Annotated in this window: 20 protein-coding genes and 1 pseudogene; 17 read left to right on the top strand and 4 right to left on the bottom strand. The window is 68.3% G+C overall.

All coding sequences use genetic code 11. The features are described 5' to 3' along the window. The first annotated feature begins 54 nt into the window (after positions 1-54). From WCE59_RS02735 to sstT, 3 genes are all read left to right on the top strand, one after another. Entirely contained in the window at positions 55-831 is a 777-nt protein-coding gene (locus tag WCE59_RS02735) for a class I SAM-dependent methyltransferase (protein ID WP_343257176.1), read from the top strand. A 79-nt stretch (positions 832-910) separates the two neighbouring features. Then, entirely contained in the window at positions 911-2,215 is a 1,305-nt protein-coding gene (gene brnQ / locus WCE59_RS02730; RefSeq protein WP_343257175.1) for a branched-chain amino acid transport system II carrier protein, read from the top strand. Positions 2,216-2,246: 31 nt separating this feature from the next. Then, on the top strand, positions 2,247-3,455 hold the full coding sequence (gene sstT, locus WCE59_RS02725; protein WP_343257174.1) for a serine/threonine transporter SstT: 1,209 nt from the start codon (positions 2,247-2,249) through the stop codon (positions 3,453-3,455). Between the two features lie 7 nt (positions 3,456-3,462). Here the strand turns inward: sstT and WCE59_RS02720 are convergent, their stop codons facing one another. After that, on the bottom strand, positions 3,463-5,328 hold the full coding sequence (locus WCE59_RS02720; protein WP_343257173.1) for a DUF885 domain-containing protein: 1,866 nt from the start codon (positions 5,326-5,328) through the stop codon (positions 3,463-3,465). 133 nt (positions 5,329-5,461) lie between these two features. Here WCE59_RS02720 and WCE59_RS02715 point away from each other — a divergent pair, with 133 nt between their 5' ends. The 6 genes from WCE59_RS02715 to WCE59_RS02690 all read left to right on the top strand — a co-directional run bounded on the left by WCE59_RS02715 (position 5,462) and on the right by WCE59_RS02690 (position 11,270). Beyond that, positions 5,462-5,920, top strand: coding sequence for a hypothetical protein (locus WCE59_RS02715; RefSeq protein WP_343257172.1), 459 nt, complete (start codon positions 5,462-5,464; stop codon positions 5,918-5,920). Positions 5,921-5,969: 49 nt separating this feature from the next. After that, positions 5,970-6,578 carry a GTP cyclohydrolase I FolE gene (folE, locus tag WCE59_RS02710; protein ID WP_343257171.1) on the top strand — a complete coding sequence of 203 codons (609 nt, stop codon included), beginning with the start codon at positions 5,970-5,972 and terminating at the stop codon, positions 6,576-6,578. A gap of 67 nt (positions 6,579-6,645) precedes the next feature. Then, positions 6,646-7,971 carry an ergothioneine biosynthesis protein EgtB gene (egtB, locus tag WCE59_RS02705; protein WP_343257170.1) on the top strand — a complete coding sequence of 442 codons (1,326 nt, stop codon included), beginning with the start codon at positions 6,646-6,648 and terminating at the stop codon, positions 7,969-7,971. Next, positions 7,968-8,948, top strand: coding sequence for an L-histidine N(alpha)-methyltransferase (gene egtD / locus WCE59_RS02700; RefSeq protein WP_343257169.1), 981 nt, complete (start codon positions 7,968-7,970; stop codon positions 8,946-8,948). The genes egtB and egtD overlap by 4 nt, the downstream gene beginning before the upstream one ends. A 159-nt stretch (positions 8,949-9,107) precedes the next feature. Then, a complete protein-coding gene (locus WCE59_RS02695; RefSeq protein WP_343257168.1) occupies positions 9,108-10,292 on the top strand; it encodes a lytic murein transglycosylase in 1,185 nt (394 codons plus the stop codon). Between the two features lie 492 nt (positions 10,293-10,784). Next, complete coding sequence (locus tag WCE59_RS02690; protein ID WP_343257167.1) at positions 10,785-11,270, top strand: hypothetical protein; 486 nt, start codon at positions 10,785-10,787, stop codon at positions 11,268-11,270. A gap of 189 nt (positions 11,271-11,459) precedes the next feature. Here the strand turns inward: WCE59_RS02690 and WCE59_RS02685 are convergent, their stop codons facing one another. Beyond that, a complete protein-coding gene (locus tag WCE59_RS02685) occupies positions 11,460-12,335 on the bottom strand; it encodes a class I SAM-dependent methyltransferase (protein ID WP_449284086.1) in 876 nt (291 codons plus the stop codon). Between the two features lie 136 nt (positions 12,336-12,471). Here WCE59_RS02685 and WCE59_RS02680 point away from each other — a divergent pair. After that, positions 12,472-12,653, top strand: a pseudogene (locus WCE59_RS02680) (NADP-dependent oxidoreductase); the annotation flags it as partial. Between the two features lie 141 nt (positions 12,654-12,794). Here the strand turns inward: WCE59_RS02680 and WCE59_RS02675 are convergent. Next, positions 12,795-15,026 carry an NADP-dependent isocitrate dehydrogenase gene (locus tag WCE59_RS02675; RefSeq protein ID WP_343257166.1) on the bottom strand — a complete coding sequence of 744 codons (2,232 nt, stop codon included), beginning with the start codon at positions 15,024-15,026 and terminating at the stop codon, positions 12,795-12,797. A 253-nt stretch (positions 15,027-15,279) separates the two neighbouring features. On the opposite strand from WCE59_RS02675, the gene WCE59_RS02670 reads away from it, so the two are divergent. The 7 genes from WCE59_RS02670 (at position 15,280) to WCE59_RS02640 (ending at position 21,649) form a co-directional block, all read left to right on the top strand. Further along, positions 15,280-15,636, top strand: a complete 357-nt coding sequence (locus tag WCE59_RS02670; protein WP_343257165.1) for a DMT family protein — start codon at positions 15,280-15,282, stop codon at positions 15,634-15,636. 267 nt (positions 15,637-15,903) lie between these two features. After that, positions 15,904-17,328: a TolC family protein gene (locus WCE59_RS02665; protein WP_343257164.1), complete on the top strand. Its 1,425-nt coding sequence runs from the start codon at positions 15,904-15,906 to the stop codon at positions 17,326-17,328. After that, entirely contained in the window at positions 17,325-18,359 is a 1,035-nt protein-coding gene (locus WCE59_RS02660) for an HlyD family secretion protein (protein WP_343257163.1), read from the top strand. The genes WCE59_RS02665 and WCE59_RS02660 overlap by 4 nt, the downstream gene beginning before the upstream one ends. Beyond that, entirely contained in the window at positions 18,344-19,534 is a 1,191-nt protein-coding gene (locus WCE59_RS02655) for an ABC transporter permease (protein WP_343257162.1), read from the top strand. Before WCE59_RS02660 ends, WCE59_RS02655 begins: the two co-directional genes overlap by 16 nt. Beyond that, the gene (locus tag WCE59_RS02650) at positions 19,531-20,655 is read left to right on the top strand and encodes an ABC transporter permease (protein WP_343257161.1); all 1,125 of its coding nucleotides are present in this window, start codon (positions 19,531-19,533) and stop codon (positions 20,653-20,655) included. The genes WCE59_RS02655 and WCE59_RS02650 overlap by 4 nt, the downstream gene beginning before the upstream one ends. Before the next feature lie 65 nt (positions 20,656-20,720). Continuing rightward, positions 20,721-20,990, top strand: a complete 270-nt coding sequence (locus WCE59_RS02645; RefSeq protein ID WP_343257160.1) for a hypothetical protein — start codon at positions 20,721-20,723, stop codon at positions 20,988-20,990. Further along, the gene (locus WCE59_RS02640; RefSeq protein ID WP_449284085.1) at positions 20,990-21,649 is read left to right on the top strand and encodes a hypothetical protein; all 660 of its coding nucleotides are present in this window, start codon (positions 20,990-20,992) and stop codon (positions 21,647-21,649) included. The genes WCE59_RS02645 and WCE59_RS02640 overlap by 1 nt, the downstream gene beginning before the upstream one ends. Before the next feature lie 46 nt (positions 21,650-21,695). Here WCE59_RS02640 and WCE59_RS02635 read toward each other — a convergent pair whose 3' ends face one another. Beyond that, positions 21,696-22,181 carry a hotdog fold domain-containing protein gene (locus WCE59_RS02635; protein ID WP_343257159.1) on the bottom strand — a complete coding sequence of 162 codons (486 nt, stop codon included), beginning with the start codon at positions 22,179-22,181 and terminating at the stop codon, positions 21,696-21,698. Between the last annotated feature and the right edge of the window lie 85 nt (positions 22,182-22,266).

Genomic DNA, 22,266 nt, shown 5'->3' with positions numbered 1-22,266 from the left:
TAGCCGGCTGGTAGAATAGGACGCCTGTTCATCATTATGGTCAGGTGCCGCAAGTTGCATTTCCGCGAACTGTCTTTCGAAGAGCAACTCGAAAAGCTCAATGTCCATCTCGACGTGCCCTACGTGCCGTCGGAAGAGCGCGTGGTGAAGGCCATGCTCGAACTGGGCGGCGTGGATGCCGATGACGTGCTGTACGACCTGGGCTCGGGCGATGGCCGCATCGTGGTGGCCGCCGCGCACCTTCGCGGTGCCCAGGCGGTGGGCGTGGAGATCGATCAGTCGCTGATACGCGAAGCCGAGAAATACGCCGCCCAGATGGGCGTGGAACACCGGGTCAGCTTCATTGAATACGACCTGTTTCATGCCGATTTCAGCCCCGCTACCGTGGTCACCATGTACCTGCTGCACAGCGTGAACGTGGACCTGCGTCCGCGCCTGCTGGATGAGCTGCGGCCGGGTACCCGGGTGGTGTCGCACGCGTTCGACATGGGCGACTGGAAGCCGGACCGCCGGGTGTCGTCGGGCGGGGTGAGCCTGTTCCTGTGGATCATCCCGGCCAAGGTGGCCGGCACCTGGGACTGGCTGGCCGGTGAGCGCCACTTCCGGGTCAAGCTGCACCAGACCTGGCAGCGGGTGGGCGGCGAGGCGTGGGTGGACGGACGCCCGGCAACGCTGGAAAAAGCGGTGCTGTGGGGTGACTGGCTGGAGCTGGTGATCCGCCCCGCCGACCAGGAAGAGGCCGAAACCCTGTTCATGCGCTGCGGTCGCAGCCGCTGGACCGGACATGGCGGAGCACATCAGGGCGCGATTGCCGCCCGCCTGGATGCATGACCCCCGGCCCGGGCACGCGGGCGCTGCATGGGCCTAGAATGACCCGCTTGTGGATCGGGGACCCAGTTGCATGCAGACCTTGAAGAAACAGGATGTCGTCGCGCTCGGCTTCATGACCTTCGCGCTGTTCCTTGGCGCAGGCAACATCATTTTCCCCCCCATGGTCGGGCTCGAATCAGGCCCGCACCTGTGGTGGGCGGTGCTCGGCTTCCTGCTGACCGGCGTCGGCCTGCCGCTGCTGACCATCGTCGCCCTGGCCCGCGTGGGCGGCGGCATGGTCGCGCTGACTTCGCCGATCGGAAAAGTCGCCGGCACCATCCTCGGCGTGGCGGTGTACCTGGCCATCGGCCCGCTGTTTGCCACGCCACGCACGGCCACGGTCTCGTTCGAAATCGGCATCGCGCCGTTCATCGGTGACGGGTCGGGCGCGCTGTTCGGCTATTCGGTGGTGTACTTCGGGCTGGCGATCCTGATCGCGCTGTTTCCGGGGCGGCTGATCGACAACGTCGGCAAGGTGCTGACCCCGGCGCTGCTGGCGGCGCTGGCAGTCCTCGGCGCGGCGGCATTCTTCAATCCGGCCGGTGGCGCGGGTGTGCTGACCGCGGCCTATGAGTCCGCGCCGCTGTCGCAGGGCTTTGTGCAGGGCTACCTGACCATGGATGCGCTGGGCGCACTGGTGTTCGGCATCGTCATCGTCTCCGCCATCCGCGGCCGCGGGGTGAACGATGATTCCCTGGTCACCCGCTACGCCATCATCGCCGCGCTGATCGCGGCGGTGTGCCTGAGTCTGGTGTACATCGCGCTGGCCTACCTCGGCTCAGGCAGTGGCAGCGTGGCGCCAGCCGCCGAAACCGGAGTGCCGCTGCTGACCGGTTTCGCGCGGCATGCCTTCGGTGCGCCCGGCGGGGTGCTGCTGGCGGCGGTGATCACCCTGGCCTGCCTGACCACGGCCGTGGGCCTGATCAGTGCCTGTGGCGTGTACTTCAGCCGCCTGCTGCCAGTGTCCTACCGCACGGTGGTGATCGTTGTGGGCCTGCTCTCGATGGTCCTGGCCAACCAGGGGCTGGCGCAGATCATCGCGGTCTCGGTGCCGGTGCTGGTGGGTATCTACCCGATCGCCATCACCCTGGTGGCCCTGAGCCTGGCCATGCCGCTGTGGCGCTCGCCGCCGCGGGTGTTCATACCGGCGATGGCGGTGGCCACGGTGTTCGGGGTGATTGATGGCGTGATTGCCGCCGGCTTTGATGGCTGGGTGCCCGACTGGCTGTACCTGCTGCCCGGCTCGTCAATCGGACTGGGATGGTCGGTGCCGGTGGTGGTGATCGCGGTGCTGGCCGTGGTGGCCGATCGTGCGCTGGCGGCACCCGCTCCGCAGGCCGGCTGAGCCGGCACTCATACAACCCCGGGGATCACCCATGTCCGCATTGCCCGCTTTCCTGCGCCGCCTCAGCCTGGTTACCCAGATCGTCATTGCCCTGATCCTGGGCACCCTGGTCGGGGTGTTGCTGCCCGGCGTGGGCGCGGTCTCGGAGCTGCTGGGCACGGCCTTTGTCAGCGCGTTGAAAGCGGTCGCGCCGGTGCTGGTGCTGGTCCTGGTGGCGGCGGCGATCGCCGGCCATCGTGGCGGTGGCGGCACCCACATGCGCCCGATCCTGGCGCTGTACCTGATCGGCACGGTCGGCGCGGCGCTGATCGGCGTGAGTGCCTCGTTCCTGTTTCCGACCACCCTGGTGCTCAAGGTCGATCCCAACATGGCCATGGCGGCGCCGGGCGGGATTGGCGAGGTGTTGCGCAGCGTGGCGCTGCAGATCTTCGACAATCCGGCCAAGGCGATGGCCGAAGCCAACTACATCGGCCTGTTGGCCTGGGGCATCGCGCTGGGGCTGGCGCTGCGCAAGGCCGGCGACGGCATCCGTACCGGCCTGGCCGATCTGGCCGAGGCGGTGGCGACTGTAGTGCGCTGGGTGATCCGGCTGGCGCCGCTGGGTGTGTTCGGCATCGTGGCGTCCACGTTGGCCGATTCGGGCCTGGGCGTACTGGTCGACTACGCGCACCTGCTGGCGGTGCTGCTGGGCGCGATGCTGGCGGTGGCGCTGCTGCTCAATCCGCTGATCGTGTTCGCGGTGACCCGGCGCAATCCGTACCCGCTGGTGTTCACCTGCCTGCGCGAGAGCGGCATCACCGCGTTCTTCATCCGCTCGTCTGCCGCCAACATCCCGGTGAACCTGGCGCTGGCCAAGCGGCTGGGGCTGCATGAGGCGACGGCATCGGTAGCGATCCCGCTGGGTGCGGCGATCAACATGGCTGGCGCGGCGGTCACCATTTCGGTGCTGACCCTGGCGGCGGTGCACACGCTGGGGATTCCGGTGGACCTGCCCACCGCGCTGCTGCTGAGCGTGGTGGCGGCGATCGGTGCCTGCGGCGCGTCGGGCGTGCCGGGCGGCTCGCTGTTGCTGATCCCGCTGGCCGCCGGCTTGTTCGGTATCGATGCCGATATCGCCATGCAGGTGGTGGCGATCGGCTTCGTGGTCGGGGTGGTACAGGACTCGGCCGAGACCGCGCTCAACTCCTCAACCGACATCCTGTTCACCGCGGCGGTTTGCCAGGCCCGCGAACGGGCGTAGGTCGGGGCTACGCCCCCGACGCTTCGCGACGTGAAGCGATCCAGGCGTCCACGCGGCGCTCCAGCAGGTCCAGCGGCATGGCGCCGCCGCCCAGGATGGTGTCGTGGAAGGCGCGGATGTCGAAGGCGTCGCCCAGTTCGGTTTCAGCTTTCTGGCGCAACTCCTGCATTTTGATCATGCCGACCTTATAGGCGGTCGCCTGGCCGGGCATGATCAGGTAGCGGCGCACTTCCGAGCGCATCGCGGCCTCGGGGATCGAGCTGTTGGCAGCGAAGTATTCAACCGCCTTTTCCTCGGTCCAGCCCTTTGCGTGCATGCCGGTATCCACCACCAGCCGGATCGCGCGCCACATCTCTGACATCAGCCGGCCGTATTCGGAATATGGGTCCTCGTAGGTGCCCGGCATTTCTTTGGCCAGCCACTCCGAATACAGGCCCCAGCCCTCGGTATAGGCGGTGGTGAACTGCTGGGTGCGGAAGGTCGGCACGTCTTCCAGCTCCTGGGCGATCGAGATCTGCATGTGATGACCCGGCAGGCCCTCGTGATACGCGATCACCTCCAGCTCGGTCTTCGGCATCGCGTCCATGTCTGACAGGTGCGCGTAGTAGATGCCCGGGCGGGCGCCGTCCGGCGTGGCCGGGTAGTAGTGCTGGGCGGCGCCATCCTGTTCGCGGAACGATTCCACCCGGCGCACTTCCAGGCCGGCCTTGGGCAGCAGACCGAAGTATTCGGGCAGCACCTTCTCGATGTTGTCGATTGCCGCGGTGGCGTCGTCGATATAGGCCTGGCGGCCCGCATCGGTATTGGGATAGCGGAACTGCGGGTCGGTGTTGAGGAACTGGAAAAACGCCTGCAGGTCACCCTCGAAGCCAACCTGTTCCATGATCGCTTCCATCTCGTCGCGCAGCCGCGCCACCTCGTCCAGGCCGAGCTGGTGGATCTGATCGGCGGTCATGTCGGTGGTGGTGTTCTCGCGCAGCTGCCAGGCGTAGTACGCGGCGCCGCCCGGATGGGTGGTGCCTACGCCGGCCGGGTTTTCCAGCGCGTGCGGCAGCTCCTCCTCGCTCCAGGCGATGATCTGCTGATAGACGGGCTGCAACTGCTCAACCAACGCTTGGCGCGCCTGGTCCTTCAGCGCGTCGGCGCGCTCGGCGGTGATCTCCTCCGATTCCACCAGGGCGTTGGCCTTGGCCTGCAGGTCGGCCCACAACGGGCTGTCGTCGCCGGCGTCAAAGGGCGCGCCGGTGATGATGTTGCGCGACTGCTCGATCACCCCCTCATAGGCGAAGCGGGGCGGGCGGATGCCCTCGGCGGCCGAGGCGCGGCTGCGCTGCAGCAGCTCGCCAAGCAGGGTTGGCACCGCATGCAGACGGGAGATATAGGCCAGGTAATCCTGCTCGCTGTCCACCTTGTGGAAGTTGATCAGGAACATCGGCAGCACGCTGTTCATGCCGTTCATCTGCTCGAACGGATACGCGTGGGCCTTGTGCTCCATCTGCCCGCGGGCACTCTCGTACTGGCGCTTCCAGATGTCCCAGGAAAGCCGGGCGTCATCGTCCAGACGGTCGTAATCAAAGCTCGATTCCATTTCCGCCACCGAAGCGGCCGCCCAGTCCAGGCGCTCGCGCATGCCTTCATCGGACACGTCATCAAGCTGGTCGTAGCGATCCTTGCGGCCCTGGAACGTCATCGTGGTGGGGCTGAACTGCAGGAACTGCTCGTACTGCGTTTCGAACCAGGCATTCAGGCGCGCGGATTCGTCCTCGGCCTGCTGGGTGGCGGCGGCGCTGGTCCGCTCGACAGCATGCTGCGGTGAGCAGGCGGCGAGGGCCAGGGCAATGGCAAGGGTGCTGCAGGCAAGGGCGGATCGCACGGTCTCTACTCCCGGTTCAAATGGTGGTGTATCTCCGCGCCCATCCGCCGCGCTTTCACTGCACGGCGACTGGTGGCGCTATAGCGTGCGAAACATAACAGGAGAACTGGCGTATCCGCGCCCGGGAGGCAGAATGAGCACTCTGGAAAAGCGACATATTTCGCGCACCACGGTGAGCGCGCTGGCCGGCGGAGCGGTGCTGGGCGCGCTGGGATACCTGATTGCAGGCCCGCCAGGGCTGGTGATTGGAGTGGTGATCGGCGTGGCCGGTGGTGCGCTGGTGGGCAACCGCACAGCGGTCTCGGCCGATCCGAACGACAACGTGGGCCATTTCGAAGAGATCTATTCGAAGATGGCCTACTACGCGCCAGGCATGGAATGGCACGACTACGAGCCCGCCTACCGGTTCGGCGTGCAAACCTGGCGCACTCATGGCGGTCAGGAGTTTGCAGACAGCGAGCCTGCCCTGGGCGCGCGCTGGCTGAAGATCCGCGGCCGTTCGCGCCTGACCTGGGACCAGGCACGGCACGCCGTGATGCATGTCTGGCGCGACATGGAAGAGACCGCGCAGAACCAGAACAGGGCCAGCTGAGCAGCGGCGCGTTAACATGGGCGATTCCCCGCACGCGTGATTCCAGCCCATGGCCGAGCTTCCCCCAGACCCCCACGGCGTGACCCGTGACCAGGCCGAAGAGGCCGTGCGCACCCTGCTGCGCTGGGCGGGGGACGATCCTGCGCGCGAAGGCTTGCTCGACACCCCCAAGCGCGTGGCCAAGGCCTACGGCGAATGGTTCAGCGGCTATGCGCTGGATCCGGATGAGTACCTGGTCCGGACGTTTGAAGAGGTCGGCGGCTACGACGAAATGATCGTGCTGCGCGACATCGAATACGAAAGCCACTGCGAACACCACATGGCCCCGATCATCGGTCGCGTGCACGTGGGCTACCTGCCGGCCGGCAAGGTGGTGGGCATCAGCAAGCTGGCGCGGGTGGTGGACGCCTACGCCAAGCGCCTGCAGGTGCAGGAGAAGATGACCGCGCAGATCGCCGGCTGCATCCAGCGCGCACTGCAGCCGCTGGGCGTGGGTGTGGTGGTGGAAGGTAGCCACGAGTGCATGACCACCCGCGGCGTACACAAGCGCGGGGTCAGCATGATCACCTCCAGCATGCTCGGCGCGTTCCGCGACGATGCCCGCACCCGCGCCGAGTTCCTGCGTTTCATCGAAGCCGGCGCCGGCCGCCGCGGCTGACCTGGATGCGGAGGGCTGAGGGCGTGGTTTAACGCTTCTGTCACCTTGGCGCGTCGATCATGGGCCGATGGATTCCGTTCCCACGGCTGTTCCCGTCACCGCTCCTGCGCCGCCCTGCGCGCAGACGCTCATCACGCGCTTTGTCGCGCTTCGGGCGCACACGCTGGCCCTGGCCGCGCCGCTGTCCGCCGAGGACGCGATGGTGCAGAGCATGCCCGACGCCAGCCCGGCCAAATGGCATTTGGCCCATACCACCTGGTTCTTCGAGCGCTTCATCCTGGCCGGCCTGCCAGGCTACAAGGCGGTACACCCGGCCTGGGATTTCCTGTTCAACAGCTATTACCAGAGCATCGGGCCGATGCACGCCCGGCCGCGGCGCGGGCTGCTGACCCGGCCCCCGCTGGATGAGGTGATCGATTACCGCCACCAGGTGGATGCGCGCCTCGTTGAGGCCGCTACCGCCGGGCAGCTGGATAGCCCGGCCCTGCAGCGCCTGCTGCTGGGCCTGCATCACGAACAGCAGCACCAGGAGCTGCTGCTGACCGATATCAAGCACGCGTTCTGGAGCAACCCGCTGCATCCCGCCTATCGCGAGCAGGCCGGTGATCAGCAGGCTGCCGGGATGCGTGATGGCGCGGTGCCGCTGCGGTGGATCAGCCGCCCCGGCGGCACTGCGCATATCGGTACCGCGTCGTGGCCGCAGGATTCGACAGCCTTCGCCTACGACAACGAGTCGCCGCGCCATCCGGTATTGCTGCAGCCGCACGCGCTGGCCAACCGCCCGGTGACGCATGGTGAGTTCCGCCAGTTCATCCGCGACGGCGGCTATCACGATCCCGGCCTGTGGCTGAGCGACGGCTGGGCCTGGCTGCAGGGCGAGGGCGTCGACCGGCCGCTGTACTGGCATGAGGATCTGGACCGGATCTTCACCCTGCACGGATGGTGCGAGGCCGATGCGGATGCGCCGGCCTGCCACCTGGCCTATTACGAGGCCGACGCTTACGCGCGCTGGGCTGGCGCGCGCCTGCCGCGCGAGGCCGAGTGGGAGCAGGTGGCGGCGGAGCAGGCTGCTGCCGGGCCTGATCCGGCAGGCAGGGGCGATGACATCGTGCTTCATCCCCGCGCCGCCGGTGCCGAAGGCATCAACGGCTTCGCCCAGCTGTTTGGCGGGGTGTGGGAATGGACCGCCAGCGCCTACACCGCCTATCCCGGCTACCGGCCCTGGCCGGGTTCGGTGGGCGAGTACAACGGCAAGTTCATGAATGCCCAATGGGTGCTGCGCGGCGGCAGCTGCCTCACCCCGGCCGGCCATATCCGCGCCAGTTACCGGAACTTCTTCCCTTCCCATGCACGCTGGCAGATGGCCGGCCTGCGCCTGGCCCGTGACGCATGAACCTGTCCACATCTGTCGTACCCGACGCCGACCTGGTTGACCTGCAGCCCACCCCGGAGCGGATTGCCGCCGACGTGGTGGCGGGGCTGTCGACCAGCCCCAAGCGGTTGCCGTCCAAGTATTTCTACGATGCCCGCGGCTCCGAGCTGTTCGAGCGCATCACCCACCAGCCGGAGTACTACCTGACCCGGGTGGAGATCGGCCTGCTGGAATCGCGCCTGGCCGATATTGCCGCCGTGGTGGGCCCGCGCCTGCACGTGGTGGAGTACGGCAGCGGCAGTGGCCGCAAGACGGAGCTGCTGCTGGCCGGACTGGATGATCCGGTGGCTTACACCCCGATCGAGATCTCGCGCGCGGCGCTGCTGCACAGCGTGGCTCGGCTGGAAGGGCGCTTTGCCGCGATCGAAATGCTGCCGGTGTGCGCCGACTTTACCCGTCCGGTGAGCCTGCCGCAGCCGGGCCGGGCGCCGCGACGGAGACTGGCGTTCTTTCCCGGATCGACCCTGGGCAATTTCGACCGCGATGAATCCATTCACCTGCTGCGCGCCATGCGCGACACGGTGGGCGCCGACGGGCTGGCGCTGATCGGCATCGACCTGCACAAGGAGACGGCGGTGATCGAGGCCGCCTACAACGATGCCGCCGGGGTGACCGCCGATTTCACCCTCAACCTGCTGGTACGGCTGAACCGCGAGATCGGCAGCGACTTTGACGTGGCCCAATTCCGCCATCGTGCACGCTATTCGGTAGAGCGCAGCCGGATCGAAACCGCGCTGGTCAGCCAGCGCGATCAGCAGGTGCGGGTGAATGGCCAGACCTTCCACTTCGCCGAAGGCGAGGCGATGCAGGTCGAAACCAGTCACAAGTACACCGACGCCGACTTCGCCGCGATCGCAGCGGCCGCCGGCTGGCAGGTGGCCGAATCCTGGAATGACCCCGATAACCGCCTCGGCCTGCGCCTCCTCAACCCCCTGTAGGAGCGCGCCATGCGCGTGAAGCCGCGTGACGTCTGGTCGCACACCGTGGCTTCGGCCACGCCGCCCTGTCCGAAGCCCCGTTCAATCGCCGCAGTTCACGCGGTTTCGCGCGCATGGCGCGCTCCTACAATGGAGATCCTGCTTTTGATGCCCGTGCCCATGAAACGTCTCGCCTGCCTGCTGCTGCTCCTGCCCGCCTTCGCCGCCCATGCCGATCCGGCGTTCCAGCGCTGCATGGTCGGATTGAAATCCACCGCGGCCCAGCAGGGCGTGAGCGCGGCCACGTTCGAGCGCTATACCGCGGACCTTGAGCCGGACCGCTCGGTGCTGGAGCTGCTCAATTTCCAGCCTGAGTTCAGCACCGACATCTGGGATTACCTGGCCGGACTGGTGGACGAGGAGCGCGTGGCCGATGGCAAGGCGCGGCTGGATGAGCACGCCGAGCTGCTGGCCCGGGTCTCCAGCGAGTACGGCGTGGATCCGTCCACGGTGGTGGCGATCTGGGGCGTGGAAAGTGATTACGGCCGGATCTTCGGCAAGCGCCCGATCCTGACCTCGCTGTCCACGCTGGCCTGCGAAGGGCGGCGGCAGTCGTTCTTCCGCGGTGAATTCATTGCCACGCTGAAGCTGCTGCAGGCCGGCGACATCAAGGCCGAAGGTCTCACCGGCTCCTGGGCGGGCGCGTTCGGCCATACCCAGTTCATTCCGAGCACCTATGCGCGCATCGCCGTCGACTTCGATGGCGATGGCCGCCGCGATCTGGTCGGCAGCATTCCCGATGCGCTGGCCTCCACCGCCAACTATCTGAAGCGTTCCAACTGGCAGACCGGTCGGCCCTGGGGTTATGAAGTGAAGCTGCCCGCCGGCTTCAATGCATCGCTCGCCGGGCGGACCAACCGTCGGCCGCTGTCCGATTGGACGGGTCGCGGCGTGGCGCGAATCGACGGCGGCAGCATCGACCTGCCGGGCGACACCCGGTCGGCCATCCTGTTGCCGGCCGGAGCGCAGGGGCCCGCGTTCCTGGTGTTCCGCAACTTCGATGCGATCTATTCCTACAACGCCGCGGAAAGCTATGCCCTGGCCATTGCCCTGCTGTCGGACCGCCTGCGCGGCGGCAGCGGCCTGGTGGCCGCGTGGCCGACCAGCGATCCCGGCCTGTCCCGGGTCGAACGCCGCCAGCTGCAGACCCTGCTGCTGGAGCGTGGCCATGACATCGGCGAAGTGGACGGCCTGATCGGCACCAACACCCGCCGTGCCATTGTCGAAGAGCAGCGTCGTCTCGGCATTACCCCCGCCGACGGCCGCGCCGGCCAGAGAATCCTGCGCGCCCTCAGCACCCCGTAGGTCGGGGCTACGCCCCCGACGCCATGCCACGGTGGACGCCGCTCCCGGTAGGAGCGCGCCATGCGCGCGAAGCCGCGTGACATTGATCATTGGACGGGGCTTCGGACCCTGCGTCGAGTCCGAAGCCCCGCGGGCCGCTGTGATTCACGCGGCTTCGCGCCTATGAGGCGCTCCTACGGGTGGCAGCCTGACGCCCGTTGGCAAGCGCCTGCGCTGCGCCAGATGCCGGATAGCCGGGCGCCCCGTTGGTCTGCAGCGGGCCACCTTGTTAGGGTGATCCGTTCCCGACGAATGGAATCGGCAATGCAAACGAGGATTCTTCTGGCGACCGGCGCGGCTCTCATCGCGCTGACTGCCGTGGGCGGTGCGAATGCCCAAGGTAGATCCCAAGCTGGGCAGTACGCAGGGATGACCTTGAACACGGGCCCCACGGGAGTGCTGCAGTCACTGGTCCGGGTCCCGGTGTCGCGATTGTCAGTGAATCCGCGACTGATGCAGAAGACTGCCTACGACTTCCTCACGGACTTCAGCATGAAGGGCATGATCGAGTCCGCCGCCACCGACGCCGTTTTCGTCGAGGATCTTATCGCCCCGGCCGAGCTGACTGCACTGTTTGACCAGCAGCGTTCCCGGGCCGCCTCATCCGGGCGGGAGGTCGGGGCTGGCGTGACTCTCAGGATCGCCATGGCCGATGCGTCCAGCGTGGATGTCGCCGTGGGGCTGGACAGCCCTCTCGGCAAATACATGCCGGGGTCGGCCCGCACTGCGGGCGGGCAGCTGATTCCGGATCGTCTGGAGCAGGTCCGGGGAACGTGGACCGACGAGGGCGGCGACGACCTGGGTTCGCTGGCCGATCATTTCGCGGCGCTTGGCGCCACCATTGTTCCTGCCGACGCGCCATCCGGCGCGCCGGACTCCATCGCATGCACTCTCAGTGCGGCCAGCCACGTCTGTGAGCTGGAAAACAGGACCCGCTGACTCCCGGTAGGAGCGCGCCATGCGCGCGAAGCCGCGTGACATTGATCACTGGACGGGGCTTCAGATCCTGCGTCGAGTCCGAAGCCCCGCGGGCTGCCATGATTCACGCGACTTCGCGCCAATGAGGCGCTCCTACGGCGACGGTCAGGCGCGCGTTGGCTGGAAGAGTTGTTCCGACAATAGTCGGGCTTATTCCGGCTTTACGAAGCGCAGGGTCATGCGGTCGCTTTCGCCGATTTGGGCGTACTTTTCCGCGTCGGCTTCGTCGTGGCGGTTGGTTGGCGGCAGGGTCCACACGCCGTTCGCATGGTCCTTTGTATCCGCCGGGTTGGCGTTGATCTCGCTGCTGGCATCGAACTGGAAACCGGCCGCTTCGGCCAGGGCGATCATGCGGTCTTCGCGCACATAGCCGCTGCCGTCGTAATCGGGCGCATCGGCCGCAGCGCGATGATCCGTCACGCCAAGCACGCCGCCCGGCTTCAGCACGTCGAAGAACCCGCGGAACATGCCCTCGGCCTGGTCGTTGCCCAGCCAGTTGTGCACGTTGCGGAAGGTCACCACCATGTCGGCGCTGCCGGGCTCGCCGAACTGCGGGCTGTCCGGGTTGTAACGCACCACCTGGGCGCGATCGAACTGATCCGGCCCCTGTCCGAAGCGCTCCTCCAGACCGGCCAGGGCGCGGGTGGGGTAATCGCGGCGGTCTTCGGCCAGCGCATCCGGGTCCACCACGGCGGCAATGTACTGGCCGCGCTCGCGCAGGTACGGCGCCAGGATCTCGGCGTACCAACCGCCGCCCGGGGTGATTTCGACCAGGGTGTGATCAGGCTGCAGGCCGAAGAAGGCCAAGGTTTCAGCCGGGTTGCGGTAACGGTCGCGCTCGACGAAGTCGGGCGAACGCCACGTGCCGGAAACCGTTCCTTCCAGCGATGCCTCGGCCCCGGCGTCGGCCGGAACAGCCATGGCCATTTCGGCCGCCGGCTCTGCGGTAGCCGGCGTGTCGCCGCCGGATGGAGTACAGGCGGCCAGGGCGAGCGGAAGCAGGGCGGTGAGCAGGACAGGTCTCATCGGCGGTTCTCCGTAAATGGGTCGACAGCCTAGCGCAAAGCCGGTGGCGGTTTCGGGGCGGCGAAACGCCAAGGGCGCTACCTTGCAACTCCCAAGGCATGTCGCGAAATCCGCGGGCACGCCTTATGGAGACCCCATGAACACCCAGTCCCCCGCTGAAAACACCCGCATCGTGCTGGCCTCGCGCCCCGAGGGCGTCCAACGGCAGGCAATTTCCGCCTCGAGCGTGCGCCGCTGCCCACGCCCGCCGAAGGCCAGGTCCTGCTGCGCAACCGGTGGCTGTCGCTGGATCCCTACATGCGTGCGAAACCGCGTGAATTGCGGCAACGGAGCGTGGCTTCGGACATAACGCTGGGGCCGAAGCCGCGGTTTGCGTCCAAGTGTCACGCGCCTTCGCGCGTATGACGCGCTCCTACAGCGGAACCCATCGGGGGCCGCGGCTGCGGCCCCCGTGGTGGGTCAGGTGGCCAGGTTGGCCAGGGCTGCGTTGAAGGTTGCGCTTGGGCGCATCGCTGCGCCGGTCTTCTCGATGCTCGGACGGAAGTAGCCGCCGATATCCACCTGTTTGCCCTGCACATCAATCAGCTCGGCCACGATCTTCTCTTCATCGCGGGCCAGCGCTGCAGCCAGCGGGGCAAAGATGGCCTTCAGGGCCGGGTCGTCATCCTGCGCGGCCAGCTCCTGTGCCCAATACATGGCCAGGTAGAAGTGACTGCCGCGGTTGTCGATCCCGCCCAGGCGGCGGGTAGGTGACTTGTCGTTGTCCAGGAAACGGCCGGTGGCCGCATCCAGGGCCTTGGCCAGCACCAGCGCACGCGCGTTGTCGTTGCGCTGGCCCAGGTGCTCCAGTGAAGCCGCCAGCGCCAGGAACTCGCCCAGCGAATCCCAGCGCAGGTAGTTCTCCTGCACGAACTGCTGCACGTGCTTGGGGGCCGAACCGCCGGCACCGGTTTCAAACAGCCCGCCGCCGGCCATCAGCGGCACGATCGACAGCATCTTTGCGCTGGTGCCCAGCTCAAGGATCGGGAACAGGTCGGTGAGGTAATCGCGCAGCACGTTGCCGGTCACCGAGATGGTGTCCTCGCCCTTGCGGATGCGCGCCAGCGCGTGCTTCGTGGCCTCTACCGGCGCCAGCACCTGGATATCCAGGCCGGCCAGGTCGTGATCCTTCAGGTACGTCTTTACCTTGGCGATCAGCTGGGCGTCGTGCGCGCGCTGCGGATCCAGCCAGAACACTGCGGGGGTCCCGCTCAGGCGCGCGCGTTCCACCGCCAGGCGCACCCAGTCGCGGATCGGCGCGTCCTTGGCCTGGCACATGCGCCAGATGTCGCCGGTTTCCACGGTGTGCTCAAACACCAGGTTGCCGTCCTGGTCGGTCACCCGGATGCTGCCTTCGCCCGGGGCCTGGAAGGTCTTGTCGTGGCTGCCGTATTCCTCGGCCTTCTGCGCCATCAGGCCCACGTTGGGCACGCTGCCCATGGTGGCCGGGTCCAGCGCGCCGTTGGCTTTGCAGTCCTCGATCGTGGCCTGGTACACGCCGGCGTAGCTGCGGTCGGGAATCACGGCCTTGGCGGCCTGCAGCTCACCGGCCGCGTTCCACATCTGCCCGGAGTCGCGGATCATCGCCGGCATCGAGGCGTCAACGATCACGTCGGACGGCACGTGCAGGTTGGTGATGCCCTTGTCGGAGTTGACCATCGCCACGCCCGGACGCTCCTTGTAGAGCGCCTCAATATCGGTCTTGATCGCGGCCTGGGTGTCGGCCGGCATGCTGTCCAGGCGCGAGTACAGATCACCGATGCCGTTGTTGCGGTCAAAGCCCGCCTGCTTCAGCGCGTCGGCGTGCTTCTCCAGCACCGGGCGGTAGAACTCCTGCACCGCCACGCCGAACATGATCGGGTCGGAGACCTTCATCATCGTTGCCTTCAGGTGCAGCGAGAACAGCACGCCCTGGGCCTTGGCGTCTTCGATCTGCTCGGCCATGAACGCGGCCAGCGCCTTGCGCGACATACGCGCGGCGTCAACGATCTCGCCTTCCTGCACCTTCACCGGATCGCGCAGGGCGCGCCTGCTGCCATCGGCGCCGACGAACTCGATCTTCAGCTCGCCCGCGGCGGCCATCGTCGCCGAGCGCTCGCTGGAGTAGAAGTCGCCGTCGCTCATGTGGGCCACGTGGGACTTGGAATCCGCGCTCCACTTGCCCATCCGGTGCGGATGCTTGCGGGCATAGTCCTTCACAGACTTGGGCGCACGGCGGTCGGAGTTGCCTTCGCGCAGGACCGGGTTCACGGCGCTGCCCATCACCCGGCCGTAGCGGGCGCGGATCTCGCGCTCGGCATCGTCCTTGGGCTCAGCGGGGTAATCGGGCACATCAAAGCCTTTGTCCTGCAGCTCGCGGATCGCGGCGCGCAGCTGCGGCTCGGAAGCGCTGATGTTGGGCAGCTTGATGATGTTGGCTTCTGGCGTCTTGGCCAGCTCGCCCAGCTCGGTCAGGTCATCGGCCACCTGCTGGTCCGGCTTCAGCCGGTCGGGGAACTGCGCCAGGATGCGGCCCGACAGCGAGATATCGCGCGTTTCCACAGCAATACCGGCGGTGCTGGTGAAGGCCTGCACGATCGGCAGCAGCGACTGCGTGGCCAGGTACGGCGCTTCGTCGGTCAGGGTGTAAATGATCTTGGGGGCGTTGGGCATGGGGCTGGCAATCCTCGATACGGACGGGAGGGCGCGCCGCGGGCAATGGGCCGGGTGGCGCGCAGGGGCCGGCCCGGTCGGGACGGCCGCGTAACCCGCCCATTGTCGCGGTTTGGAGCCGGGTGGGCAAAGAAACACAGCCTTCCATCCCAGCTACGGCGCCAATGTGCCGTCAATAACGGCGCTGGCCGGCTTTCATGCTGGAATATCCCGGTCATCCCCTTCCACCCCTTCCTGATCCCACCGGTGCCCCATGCGCGAAGTCGGCCTGACCATCCTGATGCTGCTGATGAGCAACATCTTCATGACCTTTGCCTGGTATGCGCACCTGAAGGAGCTGAGCGCCAAACCGTGGATCGTCGCCGCCTTGGCCAGCTGGGCGGTGGCGCTGCTGGAATACCTGTTCCAGGTGCCGGCCAACCGCATCGGCTACACCGTGCTGTCGCTGGGCCAGCTGAAGATCCTGCAGGAGGTGATCACCCTGCTGGTGTTTGTGCCCTTCGCCTTCTTCTATATGAAGGAGCCGCTGAAGCTGGACTACCTGTGGGCCGGCCTATGCATCCTCGGCGCGGTGTTTTTCATTTTCCGCGGCGGCATGGGGGCCACGTGAGGGTCCCTGCATCCGCCCGCCCATGCCGTCACTCCCGCGAAGGCGCGGAAGTCATGGACAGGCGCCGGGCGTGCATGTGGTCGGACCAGAGCGGCTCGCCTGCTGCGCCGGCAGGGCGTCGAGGTGGTGGGCGGGGCTGTGCTGTTTGAAATGCCCGCCCTGGGCGGGCGCGCCCGCTGGGAGGATCCTGCGCCGCTGTTGGCCGCAGCGGCGTACTGACTGGGATAGGATCGGCATTTGGCGGGCAGGCAGGGAGCAGGCAGGCGGATGTGCAGGGCGAACGGAGCGGATTCCGCCAGAACCGGCGGTGTCGGCGGACTGGCGCGGCGGCTCACGTTCGCCGCGCTCGTGCTGCTGGCCGCATCGGTGGTGCAGGCGCAGGACGAGCCGGCCGCGGTGGCGCTGACCTTCGAGCAGGCGCAGCAACGGCTGGAGCAGGTGTCCGACGCGCTGGCCGCGGCCGATGCCAACCTGCGCGGCAAGCAGGACCTGTCCGACGCCTCCCACCGCATGCGCCTGCCCGAGGTCTCGCTGGAGGCGCGCTACATGGAGTTCCAGAAGACGCTGGCGCTGCCGCTGGGCTCGCTGGCGCCGGTGGCCGAGGCCTACGGCATTGACAGCCCGCTGCGGTTCGGGGAGCGCGACTGGCGCCTGCGCCCGGTGGTGACCGCGGTGCTGCCGTTGTACACCGGCGGGCAGATCCCGGCCGCCCAGGGCGCGGCGGCGGCGGCGGTGCGCGAGGCAGATGCGGAGCGGACGCAGCAGTCGCAGCAGCTGGTCTCGGAGCTGGTGGAAGCCTATTTCGGCCTGCGGCTGGCCGAGCAGGCGGTGGCGGTGCGGGGCGAGGTCCGCGACGGGTTGGAGCGGCACCTGGCACATACCGGACTGCTGGAACGCGAGGGCTTCGCCACCCGCGCGCAGCGGCTGCAGGCGACGGTGGCGCGCGACGCCAGCGAGCGCGAATACCGCAAGGCGGTGAACGACCGCGATGCTGTGGCCGAAGCGCTGGCGCTGATGCTGCGAAGCGGTGGGCTGGTGGAACCGTCCACGCCGCTGTTCGTGAGCAGCGCGCCGGTGGGTGCGCTGGAGGAGTTCACCCGTGCCGCGCTGGACCGCCACCCGCAGCTGGCACAGCTGCGCGCGCTGGATGCGCAGGCCGGTGAAGGGGTGCGCGCGCAGCAGGCGGCGCTGAAGCCGCAGGTGTTCCTGTTCGGGCAGTACGACCTGCACCGCCAGGATGCGCTGCTGACCGATTCGGACTGGGCCTTCGGCGTGGGCCTGAAATACACCTTCCTGTCCGGCAGCGACCGGCCGCGCCGGATCAGCGCCGCGCGCGCGCAGCAGGACCAGGCGCAGGCGGCGCTGCGCGAGGCGCAGAACAGGATTGCGATCGGCGTGGCCCAGGCTTGGAATGCGCTGGAGACCGCGCGCCAGCAGTACCTGCTGCTGGACAGCAGCATCGAACACGCGCACGAGAACCTGCGCCTGCAGGAGCTGTCGTTCCGCGAGGGGCAGTCGACCTCGCTGGACGTGATCGACGCCCGGCTCGGCCTGGGCGGCGCGCTGGTCGAGCGCGCCCAGGCCGCCTACGAATACGACCTCGCGCTGGCGCGGCTGCTCGAACTGAGCGGCCAGTCGGCGCGCTTCGGCGACTACGTCCGCAGGGCGGACCACAAGGTGCTGCCGCCATGAACGCAACCACGCCATCCGCCCCGCCACCACCCGCCGCCGCGCAGGCGCCGCCGGACCGGCGCCGGCTGCGCCTGACTGTCCTGGCCGTGATCGCCGCGATCCTCGTCGGCGGCCTGTGGCTGGCGTTCCGCAGCCCGGCCGACCTGGTCCAGGGCATGGCCGATGCCGACAGCATCAATGTCTCGGCCAAGGTCACCGCGCGGGTGGCGGCGCTGCTGGTGGCCGAGGGCGAGCGGGTCGAGGCCGGGCAGGCGCTGTTCGAACTCGACAGCCCCGAAGTGGCCGCGAAGCAGCGCCAGGCCGACGCCGCGCTCGCCGCCGCGCAAGCGCAGGCGGACAAGGCCGAGGAAGGCGCGCGGGTGGAGGACATCCATGCGGCCGAGGCCAACTGGCGGCGCGCGCAGGCTGGAAGCGAGTTGGCGCGCTCGACCTTCCAGCGGCTGGACCGGCTGCACGCCGAGGGCGTGGTGACCCGGCAGCAGCGCGACGAGGCGCGGGCGAAGGCGGTCGATGCCGAGCAGCAGGCGCGCGCGGCGCGCGCGCAGTACGACCAGGCGCAGGCCGGCGCCCGCGAACAGGACAGGAGCGCCGCGCAGGCGCAGGTGCGGCAGGCCGAGGGCGCGGTGGCAGAGGTGCAGGCGGCCGACGACGAGGTGCGCGGGCACGCGCCGGCGGCGGGCGAGGTGTCCAGGCGCCTGGCCGAGGTTGGCGAGCTGGTACCGGCCGGCTATCCGATCTACACCCTGGTCGACCTGGACCGCATGTGGGTGGCCTTCCACCTGCGCGAGGACCAGTTCGCCGGGCTGGAGGTCGGCCGCACGCTGCGCGGGGCGATCCCGGCGCTGGAGCTGGAGGACGTCGGGTTCGAGGTCTACTACATCAGCCCGGCCGGCGATTTCGCAACCTGGCGCGCGACCCGGCAGTCATCCGGCTACGACGTCAGGAGCTTCGAGGTGCGCGCGCGGCCGGTGGCGGAAGTGGCGGGCTTCCGGCCGGGCATGAGCGTGCTGTTCGCATGGCCGCAGCGCTGACGCGGCCGAGCGCGCGGCAGGCCTTCGTCCGTTCGGCGGTTCGCGAGTGCGCGCGATTGCGCGCCGATCGCTGGGACCTGGCGCTGGCAACGTGGATCCCGCTGCTGGCGCTGGCACTGTTTGCCTGGATGTTCGCCGCCGGCGTGCCGCGCGATCTGCCGGTGGCGCTGGTCGACCACGACAACAGCGCGACCAGCCGCGAGCTGGCGCGCATGCTCGATGCCGCGCCCGGCCTGCGCGTGGCCGCGCGGCCACTGGGCCTGCCGCAGGCTTGGTCGGGGGTGCGCGCGGGGGACACGTTCGCAGTGGTGTACGTGCCGGCGGGCGCCGAGCGCGAGATCCTGTGCGGAGGCAGCGCGGTGGTGTTCGCCCACTACAACGCCAACCACCAGACCGCGGGGCAGGCGGCCGCGCGCGAGATCGGCGACGTGGTGCAGGCGGCGGGCGAGCGCATTGCCCGCGGCAACGTGGCGCGCACCCGCGGCCCGGATGCGGTGCGCCCGCCGCCGCTGCGGGTGCAGGCCACCGTGCTGGCCAATGCGGCGCGCAGCTACGAACACTTCCTGCTCGGCCTGCTGTTCCCGGCGCTGCTGCACCTGGCCGCCTGCCTGACGATGGTGAGTGCGCTGGGACGCGAGCTGCGTGACGGCAGCGCCGGCGAATGGCTGCGGGCCTGCGGCGACCGTCTGCTGCCCGCGGTCGCCGGCAAGCTGGCGCCGTACCTGCTGCTGTTCACCGCGTACGGAGCCGGCTCGCTGGTCTGGCTGGCGGCGATCCGCGGCGGCGGCGTGGCCGGCAGCGCGACCCTGCTGCTGGCGGCGCAGGCGGCGATGTACCTGGCCTATGCCGGCATCGCGCTGCTGCTGGTCGGCGCCACCCGCAACCTGGGCACGGCGCTGTCGGCGACCGGGCTGTACGCGGGCACTTCGCTGGCGTTCTCGGGCGCGACCTTTCCAACGCAGGGTGCGCCGCTGTTGGCCCAGGCCTGGAGCCAGCTGCTGCCGTTCACCGCCTACCTCAAGCTGCAGGCGCAGCAGCTCGACCTGGGTGCGGCGTGGACGGTGTCGCTGCCGCTGCTGGGCGTGCTGTTGCTGTTCGTGCTGGTGGCCGGCGGCGCCGGCCTGCTGCTGTACGGGCGCGGCGCCCGTGATCCGGCTGCATGGGGGCAGCGATGAACCGGATCGCCGCCGGGTTCACGGAAACGCTGCGCGCGGTGTTCTCCGACCGCTACGCCGTGGTGACCCTGGTCGGCGCGGTGGTGCTGTACTCGTTCTTCTATCCGGTCGCCTACCGCCACCAGGTGGCCTCGCAGTACCCGGTGTTGGTGGTGGACCAGGACCGCAGCCCGATGAGCCGCGCGCTGGTGCGCAAGGTAGATGCGGTGCGGGCGGTGCGCATCGTCGACGGCGCCATGTCGATGAACGAAGCGCAGCAGCGCGTTGCCCGCGGGGAAGCCGAGGGCATCCTGGCGATACAGGAAGGCTTCCAGCGCGAAATCCTGCGCGGCGGCCAAGGACGGCTGGCGCTGTTCGGCAGCGGCGCCTTCCTCGGCCGCGGCGCCGCCGTGCTCGAGGGCCTGGGCGATGCCGCCACCGCGTTCGGCCGCGATGCCGCCATGGCCCAGGCGCGCTTTGCCGGCGCACCGGCCGCGCCGCCGCTGCAGCTGGTGACGCGGCCGCTGTTCAACACCCGCGAAGGCTATGGCAGCACCATCGTGCCCGGCGTGGCGCAGCTGATCGTGCAGCAGACCCTGTTGATCGGCATGCTGGTGCTGGCCGGCACCCGCCGCGAGCGCATCGGTCCGCTGGCGTTCTCGCGCCCAGGCCTGCTCGGCATCGCCGCCGCGTTCGCGCTGATCGGCACCTGCAGCATGCTGTACTACAACGGCTTCGTGATGTGGCTGCAGGACTACCCGCGCGGCGGCAATCCGGCCGGCACGCTGCTGGGCGGCGGACTGTACGTGGCCGCGGTGGTGGCGTTCGCGCTGTTCGTGGGCAGCTTCTTCCGCACCCGCGAGCGCCCGTTCCAGCTGCTGATTGTTACCTCGCTGCCGCTGTTCTTCCTGTCCGGGCTGTCGTGGCCGGCGGCGTCGATGCCGCAGCCGCTGGCGTGGCTGGCGAAGCTGGTGCCCTCCACGCCCGGCATCAACGCCATGGTCAAGCTCAACCAGATGGGCGCCAGCGTGGCCGAGGTGGCGCCGGAGCTGTGCAACCTCGTGGTGCTGGCGCTGCTGTATGGCGGGCTGGCGGGGTGGCGGTATTTTCACGGCTCATCTACGTACTCCAACGTCAGCTGAAGGCGCATCGAGGCCCCGCCATAAACGCCGCTATATTCGAAGACCCAACACGAAGGAGGATTGCCATGTTCCCGACCAAGAAGCATCTGGTGATGGCCCGTACGCTCGGCGTGGCGATCGTTGCCGCCGTCGGCCTTTCGGCCTGCGCCACCTACGGTGACGAGTTTGCACAGGTCAATTCGCGACTCGATCAACTCGACACGCGGGTGCAGGGTGCGGCCCAGAGTGCGGAATCCGCGAATCAGTCCGCGCAGCAGGCCAACCAACGGCTGGATCAGATTGAAAGCCGCGTCCAGCAGCTGGAAACGGCGCCGCGCCGCGTGCCCCGCGGGTAATGCGAGCCGTTCATGGGGCGCTGGCCCTGGCCCTGGCGTTCAGCATCCCCGGCGTGGCGAACGCCGGGGATGCCGGGCAACCGGTCGTCGCCGTTGACCAGCTTCCGCCCGGTCAGGACGTGTCTGACACGGTGATCGAGCTGGCGGGCTGGGTGGTGGCCGCCAACGACGGTCAGGGCTATCCGTTCGCGATCATGGACAAGGCCGCTGCACAGATCCTGGTGTTTGGTGGCGACGGCCGGCTTCGCGGCGCCGCACCCGGGCTGTTTGGCTCGCAGGTTGGCGATCACACGGCCCCGGGCATCGCCGGCCTTGCACTTCGCGAGATTCCTGGTCGTGATCGCACCACGCCTTCTGGCCGCTTCGTTGGCGGTTACGGCCCGTCGATCGACGCCGGGCGCGTGCTGTGGGTGGACTACGATTCGGCGGTCTCCATCCACCCCACCGCAACTGGCGTCCCGGCCGAGCGACGCCCCGAACGCCTTGCATCGCCTACGCCCGATGACAACCGGGTGACGCATGGCTGTATCAACGTTGCGCCCGACTTCTACGAACAGATCATCCGTCCGACGTTCGAGCGGGGCGGGGTGTTTTACATCCTGCCGGATGAAGGGTCGCTAGCGGAGGCCTTCCCGGAGTTCGCGCAAGGTCGCGAGTAGAGCCGCTCACCGACCTGGCGGTGCCTGGGCCTGCGTCGCAGGCGGCTCAATCCCGGCGGGCGCGCGGCGACACCCACATCGCGATCGTCGCCCTGAACACCGCCGTTTCCTGCGGATCGCGGATTTCCACGTCAACCGGCACCTCGTAGCCCTCATCATGGACCTCGATCGGCACCACAGGCGTGGCCACGGCACGCAGGGTGCCGACCGCCTTCTTCAGGTATTCCACCGTCATTCCCTTTGGAATCCAGCGCATGCCGCGCGGCGTGCCCGCCTCCATCATCACCCCGCCGGCCAGCTCGGCCAGGTTGCACAGGGCGATCGCGTGAACGGTGCCGATGTGGTTGTGCACGCGCCGGCGGTCGCGGATTGCCACCTCGCAGCGGTCCGGCTCCACGACGAGGAAGCGCGGTGTGATCGTGGCGAAATACGGAGCGCGCCAGCATACGACGCGGCCGAAAAGCCATCGCCCGAACGGTAAACGGCTCATTCGCGCGTAGGTGTTGGCCAGGCGGGAGGTCTGGGTTTGCATCGTCATCTCATTCCAGTGGTCGGCAGTCGCGGAGTGTAGGCATCCGGGCGAGAATATCCGCCCATGATGATCAGGCCTTCTCATC

It is taken from the genome of Luteimonas qiangzhengi (assembly GCF_039548515.1).
Classification (GTDB): Bacteria; Pseudomonadota; Gammaproteobacteria; order Xanthomonadales; family Xanthomonadaceae; genus Luteimonas.
The sequence above is the reverse complement of the archived record's forward strand: the minus strand, read 5'-3'. Positions and strand labels throughout refer to the sequence as shown.